20 protein-coding genes and 2 pseudogenes are annotated in these 23971 nt (G+C 59.6%); 9 read left to right on the forward strand and 13 right to left on the reverse strand.

What is annotated here, in order from left to right; genetic code table 11:
- Window positions 1-39 precede the first annotated feature (39 nt).
- The 3 genes from lpxO to AB4Z35_RS13205 all read left to right on the forward strand — a co-directional run bounded on the left by lpxO (window position 40) and on the right by AB4Z35_RS13205 (window position 2652).
- Entirely contained in the window at window positions 40-939 is a 900-nt protein-coding gene (lpxO, locus tag AB4Z35_RS13195) for a lipid A hydroxylase LpxO (RefSeq protein ID WP_442097483.1), read from the forward strand.
- Between the two features lie 147 nt (window positions 940-1086).
- On the forward strand, window positions 1087-1434 hold the full coding sequence (locus AB4Z35_RS13200; protein ID WP_442097485.1) for a hypothetical protein: 348 nt from the start codon (window positions 1087-1089) through the stop codon (window positions 1432-1434).
- A gap of 66 nt (window positions 1435-1500) precedes the next feature.
- Window positions 1501-2652, forward strand: a complete 1152-nt coding sequence (locus AB4Z35_RS13205) for a PQQ-dependent sugar dehydrogenase (RefSeq protein ID WP_442097487.1) — start codon at window positions 1501-1503, stop codon at window positions 2650-2652.
- 156 nt (window positions 2653-2808) lie between these two features.
- Here the strand turns inward: AB4Z35_RS13205 and AB4Z35_RS13210 are convergent, their stop codons facing one another.
- Entirely contained in the window at window positions 2809-3138 is a 330-nt protein-coding gene (locus tag AB4Z35_RS13210; protein ID WP_442097489.1) for a DUF2834 domain-containing protein, read from the reverse strand.
- Window positions 3139-3385: 247 nt separating this feature from the next.
- On the opposite strand from AB4Z35_RS13210, the pseudogene ilvA reads away from it, so the two are divergent.
- Window positions 3386-4381 (forward strand): annotated as a pseudogene (gene ilvA, locus AB4Z35_RS13215) (threonine ammonia-lyase, biosynthetic); the annotation flags it as partial.
- 95 nt (window positions 4382-4476) lie between these two features.
- Here ilvA and eco read toward each other — a convergent pair.
- Window positions 4477-4959, reverse strand: coding sequence for a serine protease inhibitor ecotin (gene eco / locus AB4Z35_RS13220; protein WP_442097491.1), 483 nt, complete (start codon window positions 4957-4959; stop codon window positions 4477-4479).
- Between the two features lie 280 nt (window positions 4960-5239).
- On the opposite strand from eco, the gene AB4Z35_RS13225 reads away from it, so the two are divergent.
- Window positions 5240-5506 (forward strand): DUF1652 domain-containing protein, encoded by a 267-nt coding sequence (locus AB4Z35_RS13225; RefSeq protein ID WP_007997617.1) that lies wholly within the window; start codon window positions 5240-5242, stop codon window positions 5504-5506.
- Between the two features lie 158 nt (window positions 5507-5664).
- Here AB4Z35_RS13225 and AB4Z35_RS13230 read toward each other — a convergent pair whose 3' ends face one another.
- The 11 genes and pseudogenes from AB4Z35_RS13230 to AB4Z35_RS13280 form a co-directional block, all read right to left on the reverse strand.
- On the reverse strand, window positions 5665-5931 hold the full coding sequence (locus tag AB4Z35_RS13230) for a DUF2790 domain-containing protein (RefSeq protein WP_442097493.1): 267 nt from the start codon (window positions 5929-5931) through the stop codon (window positions 5665-5667).
- A gap of 295 nt (window positions 5932-6226) precedes the next feature.
- Window positions 6227-7171 carry a carbohydrate kinase family protein gene (locus AB4Z35_RS13235; protein WP_442097494.1) on the reverse strand — a complete coding sequence of 315 codons (945 nt, stop codon included), beginning with the start codon at window positions 7169-7171 and terminating at the stop codon, window positions 6227-6229.
- A 13-nt stretch (window positions 7172-7184) separates the two neighbouring features.
- The gene (xylB, locus tag AB4Z35_RS13240; protein WP_442097495.1) at window positions 7185-8681 is read right to left on the reverse strand and encodes a xylulokinase; all 1497 of its coding nucleotides are present in this window, start codon (window positions 8679-8681) and stop codon (window positions 7185-7187) included.
- A 147-nt stretch (window positions 8682-8828) separates the two neighbouring features.
- On the reverse strand, window positions 8829-10301 hold the full coding sequence (locus AB4Z35_RS13245) for a mannitol dehydrogenase family protein (RefSeq protein ID WP_442097496.1): 1473 nt from the start codon (window positions 10299-10301) through the stop codon (window positions 8829-8831).
- Window positions 10302-10317: 16 nt separating this feature from the next.
- The gene (locus AB4Z35_RS13250) at window positions 10318-11421 is read right to left on the reverse strand and encodes an ABC transporter ATP-binding protein (protein WP_442097497.1); all 1104 of its coding nucleotides are present in this window, start codon (window positions 11419-11421) and stop codon (window positions 10318-10320) included.
- Window positions 11422-11604: 183 nt separating this feature from the next.
- On the reverse strand, window positions 11605-12435 hold the full coding sequence (locus AB4Z35_RS13255; RefSeq protein WP_442097498.1) for a carbohydrate ABC transporter permease: 831 nt from the start codon (window positions 12433-12435) through the stop codon (window positions 11605-11607).
- Between the two features lie 8 nt (window positions 12436-12443).
- Window positions 12444-13370, reverse strand: a complete 927-nt coding sequence (locus tag AB4Z35_RS13260) for a carbohydrate ABC transporter permease (protein ID WP_442097499.1) — start codon at window positions 13368-13370, stop codon at window positions 12444-12446.
- 103 nt (window positions 13371-13473) lie between these two features.
- A pseudogene (locus AB4Z35_RS13265) lies at window positions 13474-14610 on the reverse strand (ABC transporter substrate-binding protein); the annotation flags it as partial.
- Between the two features lie 219 nt (window positions 14611-14829).
- The gene (locus AB4Z35_RS13270; protein WP_442097500.1) at window positions 14830-15762 is read right to left on the reverse strand and encodes an AraC family transcriptional regulator; all 933 of its coding nucleotides are present in this window, start codon (window positions 15760-15762) and stop codon (window positions 14830-14832) included.
- 94 nt (window positions 15763-15856) lie between these two features.
- Window positions 15857-17155, reverse strand: coding sequence for a glycosyltransferase (locus AB4Z35_RS13275; protein ID WP_442097501.1), 1299 nt, complete (start codon window positions 17153-17155; stop codon window positions 15857-15859).
- Window positions 17156-17230: 75 nt separating this feature from the next.
- Window positions 17231-17593, reverse strand: a complete 363-nt coding sequence (locus tag AB4Z35_RS13280) for a response regulator (RefSeq protein ID WP_442097502.1) — start codon at window positions 17591-17593, stop codon at window positions 17231-17233.
- A gap of 256 nt (window positions 17594-17849) precedes the next feature.
- On the opposite strand from AB4Z35_RS13280, the gene AB4Z35_RS13285 reads away from it, so the two are divergent.
- Genes AB4Z35_RS13285 through AB4Z35_RS13300 form a run of 4 tightly spaced genes read left to right on the forward strand, consistent with a single transcriptional unit; the run spans window position 17850 to window position 23939 of the window.
- Window positions 17850-21341 (forward strand): response regulator, encoded by a 3492-nt coding sequence (locus tag AB4Z35_RS13285; protein WP_442097504.1) that lies wholly within the window; start codon window positions 17850-17852, stop codon window positions 21339-21341.
- Between the two features lie 17 nt (window positions 21342-21358).
- A complete protein-coding gene (locus tag AB4Z35_RS13290) occupies window positions 21359-22174 on the forward strand; it encodes a CheR family methyltransferase (RefSeq protein WP_442097505.1) in 816 nt (271 codons plus the stop codon).
- Window positions 22171-22764: a chemotaxis protein CheB gene (locus AB4Z35_RS13295; RefSeq protein ID WP_442097506.1), complete on the forward strand. Its 594-nt coding sequence runs from the start codon at window positions 22171-22173 to the stop codon at window positions 22762-22764. The genes AB4Z35_RS13290 and AB4Z35_RS13295 overlap by 4 nt, the downstream gene beginning before the upstream one ends.
- Complete coding sequence (locus AB4Z35_RS13300) at window positions 22758-23939, forward strand: hybrid sensor histidine kinase/response regulator (protein ID WP_442097508.1); 1182 nt, start codon at window positions 22758-22760, stop codon at window positions 23937-23939. Before AB4Z35_RS13295 ends, AB4Z35_RS13300 begins: the two co-directional genes overlap by 7 nt.
- Window positions 23940-23971 lie beyond the last annotated feature (32 nt).

Here is a 23971-nt window from a genome sequence, read left to right on the forward strand (position 1 = left end):
AGGGCGCAGTGTGTTTACTTCTGACGTGTGACGATTTCCGTGAAACTGATCATTGCCATTATCTACGTTGTCTCTATTGCGTATGTCCATCTGCGTGGTCAAGTGCGCCATAAGCCGGGTCGCCAGTTGAGTGATCACTCGACGTTTCTGGCACCGATCAACTGCTTTCTTTATCTGTTTTCGAAAATCCCCAACAGACCGTACCTCGACCCGGCCGACTTCCCCGACCTGAGTCCGTTGCAGGCGCATTGGGAGGAAATCCGCGCTGAAGGCCAGAACTTGCTTGATTGCGGGGCGATCAAGCGTTCGAACCAATACGACGACGTCGGTTTCAACTCGTTTTTCAAGACCGGCTGGAAGCGCTTCTACCTCAAGTGGTACGGCGATAGCCATCCGTCGGCCATGAAGCTTTGCCCTCGGACCACCGAACTGGTGCAAGGCATTGGCTCGATCAAGGCGGCGATGTTCGCCGAGTTGCCACCGGGCTCCAGACTGGTGCGCCATCGCGACCCGTATGCCGGTTCGTACCGTTATCACCTGGGTCTGCAAACCCCCAACGCTGCCGGTTGCTACATCAATGTCGATGGCCAGAACTACCATTGGCGCGATGGCGAAGCGGTGATGTTCGATGAGACCTACATTCATTACGCAGAAAACACCACGCCGCACAATCGCATCATCTTGTTCTGCGACGTCGAGCGGCCGATGAAGTACCGGTGGGCAGCGGCATTCAATCGCTGGTTCAGTCGCAATGTCATGTCGGCGGCAGGTGCGCCGAACGAGGCGGGCGACAGGACCGGCGGGCTCAACCGGCTGTTCAGCAAGATCTACAAGGTTCGCCTGCGCGCCAAGCAACTGAAAAAGCGCAACCGCAAGCTTTACTACCTCGAAAAGTGGTCGATCTTTGCCGGGTTGCTGGTGGTCTTCATTCTGCTCTGATTTTTTGCTGTAGCGTACCAGGCCTTCGCGAACAGGCCTGATCAACGTCGTGTTACATCTTGCCGGGGAGGTTTTAGTTAACAAATCTGAACCCCGGGCGTAGCGTGGTATCGAAGTCCTTATCCACGTGACGTAGAGAGGCACGCCATGAACCGATACGTGTTTGGCGCCGTTGTGCTGGCCTTGAGTGCCATGCTGGGCCCTCTGGCCCAGGCCGCTGCCCCTGCTTCGTTGCAATTGGCCCAGAACCTGCCAGGCAGCACCAACAACAACCCTTACAGCAGCCCGATCAACCGGGCCAATCCCAACAGCATGCAAGGCACCCGACCCAGTGCCCCGGCGATTCGTGGGCCCAATACCGTGCCGGTCCCGCGCCCGCCGACACTGGAAAACGGCGGCATCGGTAATCGCTATCCCGAACGGAGCGCTCCCGCCAGCCCACCGACATTCATTCCCAATCCTGCGCCACGAGACGCCGGCACCGGCAACCGTTGAGCGGCAGGCATGACATCTGCCAGCCATGTTCCTCAGAGCCCATGTTCCTCAGACAAGGAATCCCGCATGTTGCGCAAAGACTTGTTGGCAACCCTCTGTGCCAGCGTATTGATCACCGCCACTGTCCCCGCGCTTGCCGCGCCCGGCCAGACGATGAAAAGCGAAGAAGGCACCCTGGAGGTCACCCCCATCGTGACGGGGCTGGAGCACCCCTGGGCCCTGGCATTCTTGCCGGATCGTAAAAGCATGCTGGTGACCGAACGACCCGGCAACCTGCGGCTGGTCACCGCCGACGGCAAGCTGTCGGCACCGCTCAATGGCGTGCCAACGGTCTGGGCCAAAGGGCAGGGCGGCTTGCTGGATGTGGCGTTGTCACCGGACTTCAAGCAGGACCGGATGGTCTATCTGTCCTATGCCGAAGGTGGTGGTGAGGGTAACAAGGCCGGTACTGCGGTGGGCCGCGGCCGGCTCTCCGACGATCTGACGGCGATCAAGGATTTCCAGGTGATCCTGCGCCAGGAGCCAAAGCTCTCGGTCGGCAACCATTTTGGTTCGCGCCTGGTGTTCGATCGCGACGGCTATCTGTTCGTGACCCTGGGGGAAAACAACGACCGTCCGACCGCCCAGGACCTCGACAAGCTGCAAGGCAAAGTGGTGCGAATCTACCCGGACGGCACGGTGCCCAAGGACAACCCCTTTGTCGGCCAGGCCAACGTGCGCCCGGAAATCTGGTCCTACGGGCAGCGTAACCCGCAAGGCGCGGCGCTCAACCCGTGGAACGGCACGCTGTGGGAAAACGAACACGGCCCTCGGGGCGGCGATGAAATCAACATCATCGAGCGTGGCAAGAATTACGGCTGGCCGCTGGCGACCCATGGCATCAACTACTCCGGTCTACCGATTCCCGAAGCCAGGGGCGATACCGTTGAAGGCACCGTTGCCCCGAACCATGTCTGGGAAAAATCCCCGGGCCTGAGCGGCATGGCGTTCTACGATGCCGATCGTTTCAAGGCCTGGCAGCGCAACGTGTTTATCGGCGCGTTGGTCAGCCAGGAGCTGATCCGCCTGGAGTTCGACGGCGACAAGGTAATACACGAGGAGCGCCTGCTCGGGGAGCTGAAAAAACGCATCCGCGATGTGCGGCTGGGGCCGGATGGATACTTGTATGTATTGACCGATGAGGAGAACGGCGGGTTGTACAAGGTGGGTTTGAAGTAGCCAGCGGTTGGCATGTTCTGCGGCCGCCGTAGCGGGCAGCCGCAGTGCGAGTATTCAATATCAGGGAATCTGGTTTTGCAGGTACCGCACATCCGGTGTGGGAGCGAGCCTGCTCGCGATAGCTGTTTCAACCTCACCACAGGGACCGAATCAGATCTAACGAGTCGCGGTAGCCAACTTCTTTCGATCCTGAAGCCCGCGGACCACCAGATACAACAATGGCCCAATCGATACAAAAACAGCGGTGATCAATAGATAAGGCACCACCGAAACAGTCGATTGCCCGCGCTTTCGAGCATCCCGGTACATCCAGATGCCCGCCAACGTCGCCAGCAGATAGAGATCGATTACCACCTGTGCGGTATCCGGTCGTGACATCAGGCTGATACCGAAATCGATCAGCGATTGTTCGGCCTGGAGCATCACCGAAACGGTATAACCGGCAAAGGCGATCAGGGCGATAAGGGGCAGGGCGATGGCCTTCATGTGTTCCTTCCTTGGGCAATGATTAGAATCAACACCCTATAGTGACCACCACAAATTTGCCATTGACTTGCCACCACCACCCGGCTAATTTCCAGCCATGACTTCCACTGTATTGCGCTGCCAGCCAAGCATTATTACCGCCATTCCTCATTTGGCGGGCTAGCTCACGACTGCAGCACCCAACCCGCCCTGGAGGCGGGTTTTTACTTTCTGTCTCCCGGACCCCGATCAACGTCAGGAGACAACCATGAGTTTTACGACCGATCAGCAAGCCCTGCTTGAGCGCTACGTCAAAAAAATCCTTGCCGCACCGGTGTATGAACTGGCCGTGCGCACACCGTTGCAACCAGCGCCTGCCTTGTCTGAAGCCTTGGGCAACCGGGTCTTGCTCAAGCGCGAAGACTTGCAACCAACCTTTTCCTTCAAGATTCGCGGCGCCTACAACAAGCTGGTGCAACTGAGCGAAGCGCAAAAGGCTCGCGGCGTGGTCACGGCTTCCGCCGGCAATCATGCGCAGGGTGTAGCCCTGGCCGCGCGGGAACTGGGGATCAATGCCACCATCGTCATGCCCTGCACGACGCCGCAACTGAAGGTCATCGGGGTGCGCAGTCGCGGCGCCGAAGCGGTGTTGCATGGCGAAAGCTTTCCGTTTGCACTGGCCTGTGCACTGGATCTGGCCGCTGAAACCGGTCGCACCTTTGTTTCGCCTTTTGACGACCCGCAAGTAATCGCCGGCCAAGGCACGGTGGCCATGGAAATCCTGCGCCAGCATCAAGGTCCGCTGGATGCGATCTTCGTGCCGGTGGGTGGCGGGGGCCTGATCGCAGGCATCGCAGCTTATGTCAAATACTTGCGGCCGGAGGTGCGCATCATCGGCGTCGAGTCGGAGCATTCCGCGTGCCTGCAAGCCGCGTTGCTGGCCGGTGAACGAGTTATCCTGCCCGGCGTCGGCACCTTCGCCGATGGAGTGGCGGTGGCGCAGATCGGCGCTTACGGTTTCGAGGTCTGCCGGTTTTGCGTCGATGAAGTGGTGACGGTCAGCAACGATGAGCTTTGCGCCGCAATCAAGAATATCTACGACGATACCCGCTCGATCACCGAACCTTCCGGCGCGCTGGCCGTGGCCGGGATCAAGAAATACGTCGCGCAAACCGGTGCTTTGGGTCAGACCCTGGTGGCGATCGACTCAGGTGCCAATATCAATTTTGACAGCCTGGGGCATGTGGCCGAGCGCGCCGCGTTGAATGGCGCCCCGGCATGACGCTTGGGCAGGTCGACAGCGGGCGCCGCAAGCAGGTGCCGCAAGCGGGCACCGCAAGCAGGCACCGGATGGACGGGTTATTCCTGAATGGCTTTCTCGACCTTGTTCGATGCCGACCAGATTCGGTAGCGCACCTCGATGTCCTTGGGCACGTACAGCACGAGCGGCAGCTTGCTGTTGTAACGCAGCAGGAAACCGTCGCCGACCACCGGTACAAAGTCCTGTTTGCTCGTGCCGTCCGGGCAGGCCATCAGCGTGCTCATCGGGCCAATGACTTTTTCCAGGCGATAGAACGGGTAGCCCCAACCCTCGAGGTTCTTCTCCTCGAGAATGCCGCCCAGACGGGGGCGATTGCAGTCGACGGTCATTGTTTTGCCGGCCAGGATCTCGACCTGGAAGTCGTCTTCCCGGGTCTGTGGCGCGAGGTGGATCACCTGGCGGGTAAACCCGCTTGCGGCCTTCGGATAGGGCGCGGTGTCTTCAAGTTTGGCGGCGTGCGCCACGCCTGCAAGCCCTAGTGCGAACAGTGCTGCGCTCGCGTTAACGGTCAAAGAACTCATGATGCCTCCTTGCTTGAAGTGATGGGCGGCATTCTCACTGTCGTATGCAGTGAATGCAAACCCGGGGCGCCCAGTGTGCAAATTGCAGGGTTGCCAGGGGCAAAAATTGCAAACTGCATGGCGGGTTTACAGGTGGCTTGCCTGGACCCTTGAATTGCCGATGAGCTGCACAGCGAAATTCAGCGCATGCTTTATGCTGTAGCTGTCCTTGAAGCTTGCCGGGTTTTCATATGAGCGAGCATTGATCGTTATGGGCAGTCTCACAAAGGAGGGAGTCGCCATGTTTCTTTCTGCCTTGGAACTTCGCAACATCATCGAAAGCAGTTTTCTGCCCAAGCGCTGCCAGTGCACGCTGTCACCGGATCTGTCGATGACCGTCAAGGTCTATGCAGACGGGCAAACCGATCAGCTCGATCTATTGGTCACCGGCATCGATGCTTCCGGGCTCAATGGTTGTCGGGAAATCAACGAATTGATTGCCCAGCTGCGTTCCAGACAGCATCACGTCGAGGTCGATCCGCACTCTATGTTGGGCAAAGCGCTTTAATCTGCGGTTTCGAGTTCTACCGGTATGCGCCGGTAAACGTCGATAAGGTGCGACACGACAACTGCATGGCAAATCCTTGCGGGCGGTGAGGGTGGCGCCAGGGCATAGCGCCGGGACCCTCTGAGGAATACCGCCAGGTGCCAATTCAGATTTTTCAGTCAGCTTTGGTTGTCGCAGGCGTCGGAAAGTTTACGGTAGGTGATTTCTGCGGGTTTTCCCGTGTCATCGATGTACTTCATGTGGGCGTTTACCACTTTGCACTCCAGGGTACTCGGCTCGGTCAGTGAAATCACTTTGCTGACATGCAACGGCATGCCGTAGTGATAGGGCACGGCTTGAGAGGGCGTGGTGTCATTGGCCTGGGCCAGGCCGGCAAACGCGGTGCAGGCGAGGGCGGTGGTAACCAGCAAGGTGCGAGTGTTCATCAGCGATCTCCGGTGCGGGCGGAAAGTCAGTTCGATGTGTGGCTTGTCGAACCTGCCGCACTGGGCGTCAGAACAGTCTGAGGGCGTGCGGTCCAGTGAAGTGTTGGACCGCACGGTTAAACGGGGGTTAACCCGTCTGAACGTCGCCTGTCGCGAATGCGCGATCCTGTGTATCAGTTAAGACCATCGGGCGCCTGATGGAAAGGCATCGCGAGCAAGCTCGCTCCCACAGTAGATTGATGCCCGACGGTGATCCAATGTGGGAGCGAGCTTGCTCGCGATGGGGTCCCTGAATTCAGCGCATCTCCAACTGCTGCCGATAAGGCAAGTCCGGCCCGGTCTTGCTGCACGTCAGCGCCGCCGCCTGCACCGCGAACTTCAGCATGCTGTCGATCTGCTCGCGGCCAAGTTGCTTCACGCCCTCCACCGTGTCCAGCTGCTGTTCTGTCAGCCAGGCAATCAGCGCCGCCTGAAAGGTATCGCCCGCGCCCACGGTGTCAGCGATTTTTATCGAACGGGCGGGAGCCGACCACGAACCATGGGCACGGCTGAAGACGGTGGCGCCTTCGCCGCCCCGGGTCAGGAACACCAGCTGACAGCGGTACTGCAACCAGCTTTCGATGACCTGCGCCGGGTCCTGGCCCGGGTACAACAGATGCAGGTCCTCGTCGCTGACCTTGATCAGGTCGGCCAACGCCACCAGCGTCGCGATCCGTTTACGCCACAGCTCAATGTCCGGCTCCGGGTTCAGGCGCACGTTCGGATCGAGGCTGATCAGGCGCCTGCCACTTTCCCGGCGCACCAATGCCAATAGTGTGTCGGCAATCGGCTGCACCACCAGGGAAAACGAGCCGATATGCAGGCCGCGTACCTCAGGCCCGAGTGCCGGCAGGTGCTCCGGTTGCAATTGTCGATCCGCGCAGCCTTCGCCACGGAAGCTGTACTGCGGCGAGCCATTGGCCCCCACGGCGACCATCGCCAGGGTGGTCGGCGCGGCAAAATCCAGCAGGTAATCCTGGCACACGCCTTCATCTTGCAGCACTTGCAACAGGCGCCGGCCCAGGTAGTCGGTGGACAACCCGGCCAACAGCGCCGCGTCCACGCCCAACCGGCGCAAGCCCACCGCCACGTTGAACGGCGAGCCACCGGCAATGGCCTTGAAATTCACTTTGGAAGCCAGACCGCTGGCGTCGTTTTCACTGAAAAAATCGAACAGCGCTTCGCCACACACCAGGTACATAGTTGTTCACTCTTTAAAGGGTTGCGACATGCCGTTGATAGCGTTCATAAGCCTGCTGACAGGCTTGCACATTGTCGGCCACCGGCAGGGTTTCACTGGCCGGGTCCAGTTTCATGCAGCGCTCGCATAAGTCCGCCAGACTGTGTTCGTGCCCGTTTTCCCAGGATAAGCACCAGGCCGCCTGAATCGCTGCGCCGAGGGCCGCGGCCTCACTTTGTTCGGTACAGATCACGGGCGTGTTCATGGTGTCGGCGACAATCTGCCGCCAGACCGCGCTTTTCGAGCCACCGCCGATCAGGCAAATGCTGCGGCTTTGTAAGCCATTGCGGCGTAGCAGGTCCAGTCCGTAACGCAAGCCGAACGTCGTGCCTTCGACCACTGCGCGGCACAGGTTGGCCCGGGTCAGGTTGGTCATGGTCAGGCCCGACAGGCTGCCGCTGGCATGGGGCAGGGCGGGCACCCGCTCGCCGTTGAAGAACGGCAGCATGCACACACCTTCGGCACCGATCGGTGCCTGGGCAACCAGTTCGTTGAACTGATCGATGTCGAGGTCCAGCGGGTCGCGAATCAGGCCGGTGGCATTGGTCAGGTTCATGGTGCAGATCAATGGCAGCCAGCCGCCACTGGATGAACAGAAGGTGGCGACCGCAGCCTCCGCGGCGACGTTTGGCCTGTCTGAATAGGCGTAGACCGTGCCCGACGAGCCGAGGCTCATGGTGATCGTACCCGGCTGGATGTTACCGGTGCCAATGGCCCCCATCATGTTGTCGCCGCCGCCACTGGACACCAGCGCCCGCGGGTTGATGCCCAGGTGTTCCGCAATCCCCGGCAGAATCGTGCCGACCGCCTGGTGGGCATCGATCAGCTCCGGCAGCGCGGCTTGCAGGTGTCCGCTCGGGTCGATGTCACGCAGCAATTGCAAATCCCACTGGCGCGTACGCACATTGAAATACCCGGTGCCCGAGGCATCCCCGTAATCGCTGCAACTGCGGCCGGTGAGCCAATGGTTGAGGTAGTCGTGGGGTAGCAGAATGCGGGCGATCCGGGAAAACACCTCGGGATGTTGTTCTTTGGTCCAGAGCAATTTGGATACGGTATAGCCCGGCGCGATGACCACGCCGAGGCGTTCCAGCGAACCCTTTTCGCCACCCAGGTGGGCCAGCAATCGGTCATTCTCCGGGGTGGTTTCGGTGTCGCACCAGAGTTTGGCCGGACGCAGCACCTTGCCCTGATCGTCGAGCAGCACCAGGCCATGTTGCTGGCCAGATACGCCGATGCCGAGGATCGACCGGCCATCGACCTTAGCCGCGAGCAACGCGCGGCGGGTGGCCGTAGCGAAGGCTTCCAGCCACTGATGGGTGTCCTGTTCACGGCGACCATCGGCAGCGCTGATCAGTCTGTGGCTGGCCGCTCCCTGGCCGAGCACTCCACCACTGGCCGCGTCGAGGATGATGGCTTTGGTGCCCTGGGTGCCGCAGTCGATGCCGAGGAATAGTGGTTGGGTTGTCATGCAAGATCCTTCGATATCAGTGAACCCTCATCGCGAGCAGGCTCGCTCCTACAGGAGATCTTCAGAGGACACACATGTTGTGTTCGATGAATTTCCAATGTGGGAGCGAGCCTGCTCGCGATGACGGCAGTTGTTACGCCACCGACCTTACGCCAGCACCCGCTCCAGCGTCCGCGACACCCCCACCTCGCGCAAACTGTTGCAGCACCACTCGAACGCCGCGACAAACTCCGGCGAGCGCGCAATCGCCGTACCGAAAATCTCCTCGACCGCCAGCAACCGCTGGGTAATCAGCACATCATCGACCACCAACGCCTGGCAGAACGCTGCACGCGGGTCCGCAATCGAGTAGGTCTCGCCATTCTCATCCACGCCTTTGAGGTACAACGCCCACGCCGCCACCACCAGTGCCGCACGCTTGGTCTCGCGGCCTTCGGCAATCAGGCGGTTGATGGTCGGTACGGTGAATTTCGGAAACTTCGACGAGCCGTCCGAACACACCCGTTCAAGCTGATCGGCGATCGCCTGGTTGGAGAAACGCGCCACCAGGGTGTTCTTGTACTCGCTCAGGTCGATTCCCGGCACCGGGGCCAGTTGCGGCGTCACGTCCAGGTCCATGTAGGCGTGTATGTAGCGTACGAACAACGGGTCGTTCATGGTCTCGTGGACGAAGCGGTAACCCTTCAGGAATCCCAGGTACGTCAGCGCCAGATGACTGCCGTTGAGCAGCTTGATCTTCATTTCTTCATAGGGTGTGACGTCGTCGGTGAATTGCACGCCGACCTTTTCCCAGGCCGGGCGACCGTTGGTGAACTTGTCTTCCAGCACCCATTGCACAAAAGGTTCGCAGACCACCGGCCAGGCATCGTCCAGCCCATGCTGGTCCGCCAGTTGCAGACGGTGCCGGGCGCTGGTCATCGGCGTGATGCGGTCGACCATGGCGTTGGGAAAACTGACGTTGGCGTCGATCCAGTCGCGCAATTCGCTGTCAAGCAAGGCGGCGAAGGCCAGCAGCGCCTTGCGGGTGACGGCGCCGTTGTGTGGCAGGTTATCGCAGGACATTAGGGTGAAGGCCGCTGTGCCAGCCGCGCGGCGCCTGGCCAGTGCGGCACAGAGAAAGCCGAACACGGTTTTCGGGGTGTCGGGGTGCACCAGGTCATGCTGGATCTGCGGCAAGTGCGCCATGAACTCGCCGTTGCTGTCGTCGATGCAGTAACCGCCTTCGGTGATGGTCAGCGAGACGATGCGGATCTCGGGACTGGCCAGCTTGTCGATCAACGCCGGGGCATCGTCCTCGGCCAGCAGCATGTCGCGAAGGGCGCCGATCACCCGCACTTCGATGGCGTCGCTATCGCCGAGTTCGAACAGGGTGAACAGGTAATCCTGATCCTTGAGATCGTCACGGGCGCGGCGGTCCTCGGCGCGCAGGCCGACACCACAGATTGCCCAGTCCAGGCCTTCTCCGGTGTTCATCAGTGCATCGGTGTAAAACGCCTGATGGGCGCGATGGAAACCGCCGACGCCGATGTGCGCGATGCCTTGGCGGGTATCGCCCAACGCGTAGGCGGGCAGGACCACTTCGGGAGCGAGGCGGTTGAGGTTCTGTTTGTTCAGTTTCATCGCAGGTTCTCTGAAATCAGGCAGCAACGCGCAATGGGCGGGTCAACGCCACGCCGTCGGCATCGAATAAATGGCAGTGTTGCGCGTCCAGGTGCAGGCTCAGGGTCTCGCCGTAGCGGCTGGCCAGATCGCCGCGAACGCGCATGGTCAGGGCTTCACCGGACGAAGTCAGGACGTGGCAGAACGTGTCGCTGCCCAGGCGCTCGCTGACATCGGCGGTGACCTGCAGGGTGCAGTCACCCGGTTTGGCCAGTTCCAGATGCTCCGGGCGAATGCCCAGCGTCACCGCCCCCCCGACGCTCAGATGGGATCCGCTCAAGGGCAGGTTGATGCGGGTTCCGGCGTCCAGTTGCACTTCGCAACCCTGACTGTCGACGCGGCTGACCTTGCCCTTGAGGAAGCCCATTTTCGGCGTGCCCAGGAAACCGGCGACGAACAGGTTCGCAGGCTGGTGATAGAGATCCAGCGGCGAGCCGACTTGCTCGATCTTGCCGCCATTGAGTACGACGACTTTGTCGGCCATGGTCATCGCTTCGACCTGATCGTGAGTCACGTAGATCATCGTGGCTTGCAGTTCTTTGTGCAGGCGCAACAGTTCCAGACGCATCTGCACCCGCAGGGCGGCATCGAGGTTGGACAAGGGTTCGTCGAACAGGAAGATTTTCGGGTTGCGCACGATGGCCCGGCCAATCGCCACGCGCTGGCGCTGACCGCCGGACAGTTGCTTGGGTTTGCGCTCCAGCATCGGCCCCAGCTCGAGGATGCGCGCCGCTTCGCTGACCTTTTTCTCCACTTCGGCTTTCGCCACGCCAGCCAGGTCCAGGGCGAGCGACATGTTCTTGCGCACGCTCATGTGCGGGTACAGGGCGTAGGTCTGGAACACCATCGCCAGGTCGCGCTTGGCCGGGCTCACTTCGGTGATGTCGCGGCCATCGAGTTCGATGGTGCCGCCGCTGACTTCTTCGAGCCCCGCGATCAGCCGCAGCAGCGTGGATTTACCGCAGCCCGACGGGCCGACGAAGACCACGAATTCCTTGTCGTTCACTTCAAGGTCAATGCCCTTGATGATGGAAAAGCCTTCGAAGCCTTTGTGCAGATTCTTGATTTTCAGGTTGGCCATGGTGATGGGCCTCCGGTTGTTTTTATTCGGATTGAGCCGGGCAGGCTTTTCTGTAGGAGCGAGCTTGCTCGCGATGCGCTTGCAAGCGACGCATTCTTCCAGTCAGCACGCGTTATCGTTCACGTCCATCGCGAGCAGGCTCGCTCCCACAGGGATCGCATTGAGTCAGGAATCCGGGGAGATTCATTTCACGGCACCGAACGACAGGCCGCGCACCAGTTGTTTCTGGCTGATCCAGCCGAAGATCAGGATCGGCGCGCAGGCCAGGGTCGAGACCGCCGACAACTTGGCCCAGAACAGCCCTTCGGGGCTTGAATACGAGGCGATCAACGCGGTCAGTGGCGCGGCTTTCGACGAGGTCAGGTTCAGCGACCAGAATGCCTCGTTCCAGCACAGGATCAGCGACAGCAGCACCGTGGACGCCAGGCCGCCCTTGGCGATCGGCAGCAGCACCCGGAGCATTTCCTGCGCCAGCGTTGCGCCGTCCAGGCGTGCGGCTTCGAGGATGTCCTTGGGGATGTCCTTGAAGTAGGTGTAAATCATCCAGACCACGATCGGCAGGTTGATCAGCGTGTAGATCACGATCAGCGCTATGCGCGTGTCGAGCAGGCCGAAACTCTTGGCCAGCAGGTAGATCGGCATCAGCACGCCCACCGGCGGCAGCATTTTGGTCGAGAGCATCCACAGCAGCGTGCCTTTGGTGCGCTGGGTTTCGTAGAACGCCATGGAGTAGGCCGCCGGCACCGCGATCAGCAGGCACAGGGCCGTGGCGCTGAAGGAAATCACCACCGAGTTCCAGGCAAAACTGAAGTAATCACTGCGCTCGTTGATGTGCAGGTAGTTCTCCAGCGTCGGCATGAAAATGAATTGCGGTGGCGTGGCGAACGCATCGATTTCGGTTTTGAAACTGGTCAGTACCATCCAGAAGATCGGGAAGAAAATCAGGATCGCGATGGCCCAGGCCAACGTACCGAGCAGCAGGCTTTGCAGGCGACGGGATTGTTGAAGAGTCATGGCAGGCCTCAGGCTTTGTCGGTCAGGTTTTTGCCGATCATTCGCACCAGAATGATCGCGGCGATGTTGGCGATGACCACGGCGATCAAGCCGCCCGCCGAGGCCATGCCGACGTCGAACTGCACCAGCGCCTGGTTGTAGATCAGGTAGGCGAGGTTGGTCGAGGCGTAGCCGGGGCCGCCATTGGTAGTGGTGAAGATTTCGGCGAACACCGAGAGCAGGAAGATGGTTTCGATCATCACCACCACCGCAATCGGCCGCGCCAGGTGTGGCAGGGTCAGGTGCCAGAAAATCGCGATGGGCCCGGCGCCGTCCAGGCGCGCGGCTTCTTTCTGTTCCTGGTCGAGGGACTGCATGGCAGTCATCAGGATCAGGATCGCGAAGGGCAGCCATTGCCACGAGACAATGATGATGATCGACAGCAGCGGGTAGTGCGCCAGCCAGTCCACCGGTTGCGCGCCGAACAACTTCCAGACGTAGGCGAGAATCCCCGACACCGGGTGGAAAATCAGGTTCTTCCAGATCAGTGCGCCCACCGTGGGCATGATGAAGAACGGCGAGATCAGCATCACCCTGACGATGCCGCGACCGAGAAACTCACTGGCCTCCAGCAAGGCGCTGATCAGTACGCCAAACACCACGCTGATCAACAGCACGCTGCCCACCAGCAACAGGGTGTTGGTGGCGCCGGGCAGGAAGCCCGAGTCGGTGAGGAAGTAGGTGAAGTTCTCCAGTCCGACGAACTCGTTCTCACCCGGATTGAGCAGGTTGTAGCGAATCAACGAAAAGTAGAGGGTCATGCCCAGTGGCACGATCATCCACAACAGCAGCAGTGCCACCGAAGGGCTGACCAGAAACCAGCCGGGATTGGCCACGCGGTTTTTGCGCAGCGGTTGGACAATGTCCATGTGAGCTTTGACAGTTGATGTATTCATGGTGTTAAACCGATTGGGTACAGGCAATGAAGATCAACTGTGGGAGCGGGCTTGCTCGCGAAGAGGCTGGTACATCCGATGCATCTTTTTCGACTGGAATACCCGGTCTGGCTCCTGGCTTGCCCGGGTCCGCGGCCTTGAGCGATTCCAGCGTAACCTTGGCGAATGGCGCCGCACTCAAGTACGCCTCACTGTAGGTCGAGGCCCGGGTGCCCGGCGGCACGTTGGCGATGCCGTCCTTTTCCGCGACCAGGGCGCTGTACTCCCTGGAGGTGGCCCAGGCGCTGAAGGTTTTCGCGGCGTCCTTGGCTTTGGAACTGGTCGGAATGGCCAGCGCCCAGGAGTACAACCAGGCCGAGCCCTTGTCGGTCACCTGGTGCGGCGCATAGGTGAAGCCGACGTGATCGGCGACCTTGCTTTGGGTTTTGTCGGTGACGAACGAGCCGGCAACGCTGGCATCGACCCAGATCGCGCATTTGCCGCTGTTGAACAACGCCAGGTTTTCATTGAAACCGTTGCTCGACGCGCCCGGCGGGCCGGATTTCTTCATGGTGTCGACGTAGAAGTTCAGCGCGTTTTTCCACTCGGGGCCGTTGAATTCCGGCTGCCACTTCTCATCGAACCAGCGCGCGCCATAGGCGTTGGCGACGGTGGTGACCAGCGCCATGTTCTCGCCCCAACCGGCCTTGCCGCGCAGGCAGATGCCGTACTGTTCCTGCCCGGGTTTGTTCAGTTTGGCGGCGAACTCACCGATCTGCTCCCAGGTCGGGTGTTCGGGCATGTTCAGGCCAGCGTCCTTGAACAGGTCGGTACGGTAATAGGTGATGGAGCTTTCGGCGTAGAACGGGAGGGCATACAGCGACCCCTTCACCGACAGGCCTTCACGCACCGATGGAAACACGTCGTCGAGGGCATAGGCGGCTGGCAAATCCTTCATCGGCTCCAGCCAGCCCTTGGCGCCCCAGAGTGCGGCTTCGTACATGCCGATGGTCAGCACGTCGAACTGCCCGCCCTGGGTGGCGATGTCGGTGGTCAGGCGCTGGCGCAGGACGTTTTCCTCGAGCACTACCCAATTGAGCTTGATGTCCGGGTGCTCGGCCTCGAAGGTTTTCGAGAGCTTCTGCATGCGGATCATGTCGCTGTTATTGACGGTGGCGATGGTCAGGGTCTGGGCGCCAAGGCTGACGCCGCTGAGGGTCATGCAGGTGAGGGCAAGCAGAGCTTTTACCGAAGGTTGCATCGTGCACTCCTTTTCTGCACCCGGCGGGTTACAGAAGGACAGTTATTGTTTTTGTGTCTTCCGAAGGCAGGAAGAATGTGCACTGATTACATCCTTCATTGGAGGGCGAGACAAATCATCCATCGCACTTTAATTGATACTTTTTTGCACTGAACTTTAGGGGGGTAGACGCAAGGAAGGGCTTTTCAGCGATGGGGCGGTATTGAAACCGTACAGGTTTCAGGGCTTGGCGCTGTACCTGTGGGAGCGGGCTTGCTCGCGAAGGCGGTGTGTCAGACAACACTTTGATAACTGACACACCGCGGTCATGCCCTTGAGCTGCTGAAAGCGCCGGTTGAAGTTGGAAATATTGTTGAAGCCCGATTCGAAGCACACGTCAGTGACCGGTTTGTCGCCATCGGCGAGCAACTCGCAGGACTTGCTGATGCGCAGGCGATTGACGAATTCGATGAAATTACGCCCGGTGGCCTGCTTGAACACTCGGCTGAAATACGTGGGCTTCATGCCCAGGTGTTCGGCGACTTCTTCCAGCGGCAAATCCCGGGCGTAATGGGCGAAGATGTAATCCACCGCGCGGTTGGTGCGATCGATATTGTGCTCGTCGGCCAGTTGTGGGGTCGTGGCACCGGAGAGCAATTGGTACTCGTCGGTGGCCGCGAGCAACTCCAGCAGAATGAAAAAGTGCCCGAGCCGGGTGGCGCCGCTGGTATCGGCAATGCGCTGCATCAAGTCCATGGCCCGGGCGATGGTGTGCTTGCAGCGAAACTCAATACCGTACTGCGCGCGTTCGAGCAGCGGTGCCAGGGTCTTGAGCTCGGCGAATACCTGATAGCCGCTGTCGAACAACTCGTCGGTGAAATTGACCAGCATGTCGCGCTTGGGCACCACTTCGTCCTCGGCCACCTGGCTGATCCAGTTGTGGGGCAGATTGGGGCCGGTCAGGAACAGGGTTTGCGGATAGAAGTTGCCGATGTAATCGCCAATGAACACCTTGCCGGAGCTGGCGACGATCAGGTGCAGCTCGTATTCCTTGTGGAAATGCCAGCGCACCAGCGGGCTGGGAAAACCGTGCTGGCGGTAGATGATGGACAAGCCATTGTGGTCGTCCATCAATTCATAGGAAGGATCGGTGACTCTGGCGGGGCGGGTCATGTCAGGGCGCTTGTGTTGTTATTCCGTCCTGATCATGCCTCTTGACTGAGGGATAACGCTACTACCGGCTGAGTACCTGCTCCTGCAAGGCGCGCTACTCCTGATTAAGCCGGTTCTTCGCCTCGATCCATTGCGCCATGTATTGAGTGCTCTTGTGCTGGTGATGACGCAGCATACTGCCGGTAAAGTTATCTCGTCTGATGTTGGCCAGATCCCGTTGGCATTCGACGAGCCGCTGGATCAAGGCCGGGCCATGAACGGATTTCCGGTAACGGCTGGCGAGCAGGGTTTGCGCGTGCGCCTGGGCGTGGAGCCAACGCGTCTTGTCGTTGTGCAGTTGCACGGCATGATCGGCGAACTCGCGTGCCGTACGGGTCACTGCACCGGGCCATGCCTCTTCGCCGTGCATCGCCTCTGCACCGACTGGCGTCGTCACATTCGGTGTGCCACAGAGCATCGCATCGACAATCTTGCCTTTGATTCCCGCGCCAAAACGCAGAGGCGCCATACACACCCGGGCCGACGACATGACTTGCAGGGCGTCCTCTGCCCAGTTCATCACATGAAAACCGTGGGCCGGGTTATGCAAGGCCGTCGCCTTGGGTGGTGTGTAGGCACCATAGATATGCAATTGAGCGCCGGGCAATTGCTCGCGAATCAGCGGCCAGATCGCGGTTTTCAGCCAGAGCACCGCATCCCAGTTGGGCGCATGGCGAAAGTTACCGATATGCAGAAAATGTGCCCGGTCTTCGAACGCTACCGGTGCACTGGCCGCAAGCTCGACCATCAACGGGCACCAGTGCAACAGGTTGCGCGGAAATCTGAACTGCTCGACCAGCAATTCGATTTCCACTTCGGAAACCATCAGCGTCAAATCACAACGATAAAATGAGGCAATCTCGCGCTTCGCCAGATCGGTATTGGCCATGTGTTCAAATTCGTCGCGCGACGCCGGGGCGAACAGGTCGTTGAAGTCATTGTTGTCCTCACTGGCCTTCAAGCGCTCCTTGAGGCGTTGCTGCCGCCCATGCCTGAGGCTTTGCAGGTCGCAGCTTTCGAGCACGCGCAAGGCATCGGGGCAATACTTCTCGACCCGCCAGCCGAACTGTTCTTCCATCATGAATTGATCGAACAACACGATGTCCGGTGCCAGTTCGCTGATGAATGCGTCGAAACTGCTGTTGTTCAGCTCGATAGGTACTTCGCGAATACCCAGCGCCGTCAGGTCTGCGCGTTGTTCGCCGAAGCCCGCCGGGCTGCTGAACGTGATATCCCAGCCTTGTTGCAGGAAAACCTCGAGAATTTGCATGACATGCCCGCTGGCCGCCGAAGAGCGGGGCTCGGGCCAGACGTAACCAATGACCAGGACTTTGGTTGCGTAGGGCTCAATCATTGACGGGAATTCCTTGAAGCGGATACAGGGCAGGAAAGAAAAACGGGGCGCATTAAACCACAGCAAGACCCAGGGTTAGCCGATTATGCTTTTAACTTTGTCGCGCAACTGATCGATGGAGAACGGTTTGCCGATCAAGTGCATGCCTTGGGGCACTTCGATGTTATCGGCATAGCCGCTGGCAAACAGGACCGGAAGGGCTGGACGCAAAGCACGTGCTTCATTGGCCAGTTCGCGGCCGTCCATGATCGGCAGGCCCACATCGGTCATCATCAGGTCAATGTGCTGGTTCAAGTCCTTGAGCTGCTCCAGTGCCTGTTCGCTGCCATCGGCTTCAAGCACGTTGTATTCCAACTCCTCCAGTACGTCGACGATCAGCATGCGCACGATGGCATCGTCTTCGACGACGAGGATGATGGAGGCGTTGGCGGATGACATAGTGAGATTCCCGAAAAAATGGCGTTGCCGGTCGCTCGAAATCACCGGCCTCTTGCATGAGTAAGTGACGGATCCCGACAAGTTCCCAGCGCGATGAAAAAAAGAATGGCCGCGCAGGTCAGGCAAGGATAACCCGCTGCTTTGGGGCGCGCAGCGGAATGTAGGACCCTGCGCAAAAACACGTCAGAAAAATGGATCAATGTGCCAGTTTTGGGGCAAACTCCTTGCACTCTGACAGTTCTACAAGGCCTGCCCCATGACCCCTGCGTCCTCGGTTGATGAGCAACGATTTCGTAAACTCCTGAGCCGCAACATCAGCCTGCCCTTGGGTCTGGGCCTTATCAGTGCAGTGTTCTTCGTGTCGCTGATCAGCTATTTACTGTCGACGATCCAGTGGGTGCAACACACCGACCGGGTGATCAATAACGCCAATGACGCGGTCAAGCTGACCGTGGACCTGGAAACCGGGATGCGCGGTTTTCTGCTCAGTGGCGACGAACATTTCCTCGATCCCTACGAAACCGCCAAGCCGCGCATCGCCGTGGCCCTCAACACGTTGCTCGAGCTGACCGCCGATAACCCGGTGCAGACCGACCGCTTGTTGCGGTTGCAGGCCTTGCAGCAGGAGTGGGCCCAATACGCGCAATCGCTGATCGATTTGCAGCGCAGCAGCGGTGACTTTCGCGCCGTGGTCAAGGCCGGGCGTGGCAAGCGACTGACCGATGAAATTCGCAAGCAGTTCGAGGACGTGATCGACGCCGAACAACAATTGCGCACATCGCGCAATGATGAAGTGCGACGTACCACGGTCATGAGCATCAGCCTCTACCTGTTGTTCATTGCCGGGGTGAGCGGGTTGCTGGCGTATGTCGGGCGCCGCGATTTGTTGACCCTGTCGCAGAACTACAGCGTCAACCTTGCCGCCCAGCAGGCCAGCGCCCATCGTCTGGAGCAGCAGGCCTGGCTGCGCAACGGCCAGACCGAGCTGGCCGAGCAAGTGCTGGGGCAATTGAGCCTGAACATGCTGGGTCGCAATATCCTGCAATTTTGTGCGCAGTACCTCGGCACCGCCGTGGCGGCCATTTATGTTCGGGAAGAACAGGGCGGCCTCAAGCGCATCGCCACCTACGGCTTTTCCCGTGAGCAGGAAGATCGCGAGCAGCAGATTTACAGCGACGAAGGCATTGTCGGCCAGGCGGCGCAACAGGCACGACTGATTCGCCTGGACGAGGTGCCGGGTGATTATTTCAAGGTCAGCTCCGGCCTCGGCGAAGGTTTGCCGCGCAGTGTGCTGGTGGTGCCAACCCGCGACGACGACCGGGTCAATGGCGTGATCGAGTTGGGTTTCCTGCGTCCGCTGAGTGAACGCGATGTCGCGTTGCTGGAGTTGATTGCCAGCAACATCGGCACGTCCATCGAGGCCGCACGTTATCGCCAGCGCTTGCAGGATGTGCTGGCTGAAACCCAGCAGCTCAATGAAGAGCTGCAAGTGCAGCAGGAAGAACTCAAGACCGCCAACGAAGAGCTCGAAGAGCAGTCGCGGATTCTCAAGGAGTCCCAGGCGCACCTGGAAACCCAGCAGGTGGAGCTGGAGCAGACCAACGAACAACTCGCCGAGCAGGCTGAAGCACTGGCCGGGCAACGCGATGCCATGGACCTGAAAAATGCCGAACTCAATCAGGCCCGGATCCAGCTCGAAGAGCGCGCTGAAGAGTTGCAGCGCTCAAGCAAGTACAAGTCCGAGTTCCTCGCCAACATGTCCCACGAGCTGCGCACGCCGCTGAACAGCTCGTTGATCCTGGCCAGGCTGCTGGCGGAAAACCCGGAGGGAAACCTCAGCGCCGAGCAGGTCAAGTTCGCCGAATCGATCTACTCCGCCGGCAATGACTTGCTCAACCTGATCAACGACATTCTGGACATTTCCAAAGTCGAGGCCGGCAAGCTGGAAATCCGCCCGGAGAACACCAGCGTGGCGCGCCTGGTGGAGGGCCTGCGCGGCCTGTTCCAGCCATTGGCCACGGACAAGCAGCTGGATTTCCAGATCGATATGCAGGACGGCGCGCCGCAGGTGCTGTTCACCGACCGCCAGCGCCTGGAGCAGGTCCTCAAGAACCTGCTGTCCAACGCCGTGAAGTTCACCGAAAAGGGCAGCGTCAGCCTGCTCGTCGCCATGGCGCCGAACGAGGGCATTGCGTTTACCGTCCGCGATTCCGGTATCGGCATAACGGCGGATCAGCACGAAAGCATCTTCGAAGCGTTCCGTCAGGCCGATGGCACCACCAATCGGCGTTACGGCGGCACCGGGCTGGGCTTGTCGATCTCCCGTGATCTGGCAGCCTTGCTCGGCGGCTCCATCAGCGTGACCAGCACGCCGGGGCAGGGCAGTGCGTTTACACTGGTCATGCCACAGCAGTACGTGGAACCGGGCGAAGTGCCTGTCGAACCGATGCGAGCCGTTCCTGTGACGGCTGCACCGAGTGTATCGCCGCCCACGTTGTCGCCACTGATTGCCGACGTCGACATTCCGCGTTTCGACGACGATCGCCACAACGGCCCGTTCACCAGCCGCTGCATTCTAGTGGTGGAGGATGAGGCCAACTTTGCGCACATCCTCTACGATCTTGCCCATGAACTGGGTTATCAGTGCCTGGTGGCCCATGGCGCCGACGAAGGTTATGACCTGGCCAAGACGTTCATTCCCGATGCAATCCTGTTGGACATGCGCCTTCCGGATCATTCCGGCCTGACCGTGCTGCAACGTTTGAAGGAGCACGCCGAAACCCGGCACATCCCGGTGCATGTGATTTCGGTCGAGGACCGGGTTGAAGCGGCGATGCACATGGGCGCCATTGGCTATGCGGTCAAACCGACCACCCGCGAAGAACTCAAGGACGTGTTCGGCCGCCTTGAGGCCAAGCTGACCCAGAAGGTCAAACGCGTGCTGCTGGTCGAAGATGACGATTTGCAACGCGACAGCATTGCCCGCCTGATCGGCGACGATGACATCGAGATCACCGCCGTTGGCCTTGCGCAGGAGGCGCTGGACCTGCTGCGGGCCTCCGTCTTTGATTGCATGATCATCGACCTCAAGCTGCCGGACATGCTCGGCAATGACCTGCTCAAGCGCATGTCCACCGAAGACATCTGCTCGTTTCCACCGGTCATCGTCTATACCGGGCGTAACCTGACCCGGGATGAAGAGGCCGAACTGCGCAAGTATTCGCGCTCGATCATCATCAAGGGCGCACGCTCGCCGGAGCGGCTGCTGGACGAGGTGACGCTTTTTCTGCACAAAGTCGAATCTCGGTTGTCCCATGAGCGGCAGAAGATGCTCAAGGTCGCCCGCAGTCGCGACAAGGTCTTCGAGGGCCGCAAGGTGCTGCTGGTGGATGACGATGTGCGCAACATCTTCGCCCTCACCAGCGCGCTGGAGCAAAAGGGCGCGGTCGTGGTCATTGGCCGCAACGGCCGTGAAGCGATTGAACGATTGAATGAGGTGCAAGACATCGATCTGGTGTTGATGGACGTGATGATGCCGCAGATGGATGGTTTTGAAGCCACCGTTGAAATCCGCAAGGACCCGCGCTGGCGCAAGTTGCCGATCATTGCGGTGACGGCCAAGGCCATGAAGGACGATCAGGAACGCTGCCTGCAGGCCGGCGCCAACGATTACCTGGCCAAGCCCATCGACCTGGATCGCCTGTTTTCGCTGATTCGTGTCTGGTTGCCGAAGATGGAACGTATCTAGTGGAGCGCAATTTTTCAGTGGAGCGAAACAGCGAAATCGAATTGCGGTTGTTGATCGAGGCGATCTACCTCAAGTACAGCTACGATTTTCGCGATTACTCTGGCGCTTCGATCAAGCGCCGGATCAACCATGCGTTGAGTCAGTTCGAGTGCAACACCATCTCGGCGTTGCAGGAAAAGGTCCTGCACGATCCCGTCGCCTTCATGCAACTGCTGCAATTGCTGACCATTCCGGTCAGTGAGATGTTTCGCGACCCTTCGCACTTCCTGGCCATCCGCAAGGAAGTGGTACCGCTGCTGCGAACCTACCCTTCGATCAAGATCTGGATCGCCGGATGCAGCACCGGTGAAGAGGTGTATTCGATGGCCATTCTGCTGCGCGAAGAAGGCCTGCTCGACCGAACCATCATCTACGCGACCGACATCAATCCGCGCTCACTGGAAAAGGCCAAGCAAGGGATTTTCTCGATGGAGAATGTCCGCGCCTACACTGCTAATTACCAGCAGGCCGGTGGCCAGCGCTCGTTTGCCGACTACTATACGGCCGCTTATGGGTACGCCATTTTCGACAAGACGCTGCGCGAGAACGTGACCTTCGCCGATCACAGCCTGGCAACGGACAGCGTATTTTCCGAAACTCAATTAATTTCATGTCGTAACGTATTGATTTATTTCAATAAAAAACTTCAGGATAGGGCGTTCGGGCTGTTTCATGAGTCCCTCTGCCATCGCGGTTTCCTGGTGTTGGGCAGCAAGGAAACCCCGAATTTTTCAGCCTTCGGCAATCAGTTCGAGCCGCTGGTCAAACTAGAACGGATCTACCGAAAATCATGAACAGTGCAGCGAACCTGCCGGCTATCGAAGCGATCGTGATCGGTGCCTCCGCCGGTGGCGTCGAGGCGCTGTTGAACATCCTCGGCCCGCTGCGTGAGGGCTTCGCGCTGCCGATCATTGTCGTGCTGCACCTGCCGGACGATTACCGCAGCCAACTGGCGGACGTGTTTTCCCGACGGGTTGCCCTGCCGGTGCTGGAGGCGTGCGACAAGACTCCGATCGAGGCCGGTACGCTGTATTTCGCCGCGCCCGGTTATCACCTGTCGGTGGAGCAGGACCGCAGCTTTTCCCTGAGCCTGGAGCCACGAGTGCATCATTCGCGACCCGCCATCGATTACCTGTTCGAATCGGCCGCCGATGCGTACGGAGCCAATCTGGCTGCGGTATTGCTCACTGGCGCCAACCGCGATGGCGCGCGCGGGCTGGCCCGGGTCAAACAGTGCGGCGGCATGACCATCGTGCAAGACCCGCAAGAGGCTCAGGTCGCCACCATGCCCCAGGCTGCGCTGGATATGCATCAGCCGGACCACATACTTCCTGTACGCGGCATCGGCCGTCTGCTTGTCGAACTGGAACGAATCGCATGCTAAGAAATATCCAGGCCAAACTGCTGATCGTCGACGATCTGCCGGAGAATCTGCTGGCGCTCGAAGCGCTGATCAAGCGTGAGGACCGAATCGTGTACAAGGCGCTGTCCGCCGACGAAGCCTTGTCACTGCTGTTGCAACACGAGTTCGCCATGGCCATCCTCGATGTGCAGATGCCCGGCATGAATGGCTTCGAGCTGGCCGAGTTGATGCGTGGCACGGAAAAAACCAGGAACATCCCGATCGTTTTCGTCAGCGCCGCCGGGCGTGAGCTGAATTACGCGTTCAAGGGCTATGAAAGCGGTGCCGTGGACTTCCTGCACAAGCCGCTGGACATCTACGCGGTCAAGAGCAAGGTCAATGTGTTCGTCGACCTGTATCGCCAAAGCAAGGCGATGCAGGAACAGGTGCTGGCCCTTGAGCAAAGTCGCCGCGAACAGGAGACCCTGCTCAAGCAGCTGCAAAACACCCAGCTGGAACTGGAGCAGGCGGTGCGCATGCGCGATGACTTCATGTCCCTCGTTGCCCACGAAGTGCGCACGCCGCTCAATGGCCTGATCCTTGAAACCCAGTTGCGCAAGATGCACCTGGCCCGGGACAACGCAGCCGCCTTCACCCTGGACAAAATGCACGCCATGGTCGACCGCGACGAGCGGCAGATCAAAAGCCTCATACGTTTGATCGAAGACATGCTCGATGTCTCGCGCATTCGCACCGGCAAGTTATCGATTCGGCCGACGTGTTTCGATCTTTCAGCGCTGGTTCGGGAGTTGTTGCAGAATTTTTCCCGGCAGATCGACGCTGCCGAGACGTCGGTCACACTCGATGCCGAGCAACCGGTGATCGGAAATTGGGACGAGTTTCGTATAGAACAGGTCATTTCCAACCTGTTGACCAACGCCTTGCGTTATGGGGCCAAGGGCCCGATCTCGGTGAAGGTATACAGTGAGGAGGGCCGGGCGCTGGTGGACGTACAGGACCAGGGGATCGGCATCAGCGAAGAAAACCAGGAGCGGATTTTCCAGCAGTTCGAACGGGTATCGGCCAAACACGCCGTCGCCGGGCTGGGCCTGGGATTGTTCATTTCAGAACAGATTGTGACCGCCCATGGCGGCACCATTACGGTCCAGAGCCGGATTGGCGAAGGCGCCTTGTTTCGCGTTTGTCTGCCGCTGTAGGAAAACAGCCAGAGAAACGCAACCTCTGATCG

It is taken from the genome of Pseudomonas sp. KB_15, assembly GCF_052114525.1.
GTDB lineage: Bacteria > Pseudomonadota > Gammaproteobacteria > Pseudomonadales > Pseudomonadaceae > Aquipseudomonas.

Excerpts from the sequence above, each read along its gene's own strand:
- AB4Z35_RS13200 (WP_442097485.1), top strand. The coding sequence starts at position 1,087 with ATGAACCGATACGTGTTTGGCGCCGTTGTGCTGGCCTTGAGTGCCATG.
- AB4Z35_RS13205 (WP_442097487.1), top strand. The coding sequence starts at position 1,501 with ATGTTGCGCAAAGACTTGTTGGCAACCCTCTGTGCCAGCGTATTGATC.
- AB4Z35_RS13210 (WP_442097489.1), bottom strand. The coding sequence starts at position 3,138 with ATGAAGGCCATCGCCCTGCCCCTTATCGCCCTGATCGCCTTTGCCGGT.
- eco (WP_442097491.1), bottom strand. The coding sequence starts at position 4,959 with ATGAGTTCTTTGACCGTTAACGCGAGCGCAGCACTGTTCGCACTAGGG.
- AB4Z35_RS13225 (WP_007997617.1), top strand. The coding sequence starts at position 5,240 with ATGTTTCTTTCTGCCTTGGAACTTCGCAACATCATCGAAAGCAGTTTT.
- AB4Z35_RS13230 (WP_442097493.1), bottom strand. The coding sequence starts at position 5,931 with ATGAACACTCGCACCTTGCTGGTTACCACCGCCCTCGCCTGCACCGCG.
- AB4Z35_RS13235 (WP_442097494.1), bottom strand. The coding sequence starts at position 7,171 with ATGTACCTGGTGTGTGGCGAAGCGCTGTTCGATTTTTTCAGTGAAAAC.
- xylB (WP_442097495.1), bottom strand. The coding sequence starts at position 8,681 with ATGACAACCCAACCACTATTCCTCGGCATCGACTGCGGCACCCAGGGC.
- AB4Z35_RS13245 (WP_442097496.1), bottom strand. The coding sequence starts at position 10,301 with ATGAAACTGAACAAACAGAACCTCAACCGCCTCGCTCCCGAAGTGGTC.
- AB4Z35_RS13250 (WP_442097497.1), bottom strand. The coding sequence starts at position 11,421 with ATGGCCAACCTGAAAATCAAGAATCTGCACAAAGGCTTCGAAGGCTTT.
- AB4Z35_RS13255 (WP_442097498.1), bottom strand. The coding sequence starts at position 12,435 with ATGACTCTTCAACAATCCCGTCGCCTGCAAAGCCTGCTGCTCGGTACG.
- AB4Z35_RS13260 (WP_442097499.1), bottom strand. The coding sequence starts at position 13,370 with ATGAATACATCAACTGTCAAAGCTCACATGGACATTGTCCAACCGCTG.
- AB4Z35_RS13270 (WP_442097500.1), bottom strand. The coding sequence starts at position 15,762 with ATGACCCGCCCCGCCAGAGTCACCGATCCTTCCTATGAATTGATGGAC.
- AB4Z35_RS13275 (WP_442097501.1), bottom strand. The coding sequence starts at position 17,155 with ATGATTGAGCCCTACGCAACCAAAGTCCTGGTCATTGGTTACGTCTGG.
- AB4Z35_RS13280 (WP_442097502.1), bottom strand. The coding sequence starts at position 17,593 with ATGTCATCCGCCAACGCCTCCATCATCCTCGTCGTCGAAGACGATGCC.
- AB4Z35_RS13285 (WP_442097504.1), top strand. The coding sequence starts at position 17,850 with ATGACCCCTGCGTCCTCGGTTGATGAGCAACGATTTCGTAAACTCCTG.
- AB4Z35_RS13295 (WP_442097506.1), top strand. The coding sequence starts at position 22,171 with ATGAACAGTGCAGCGAACCTGCCGGCTATCGAAGCGATCGTGATCGGT.
- AB4Z35_RS13300 (WP_442097508.1), top strand. The coding sequence starts at position 22,758 with ATGCTAAGAAATATCCAGGCCAAACTGCTGATCGTCGACGATCTGCCG.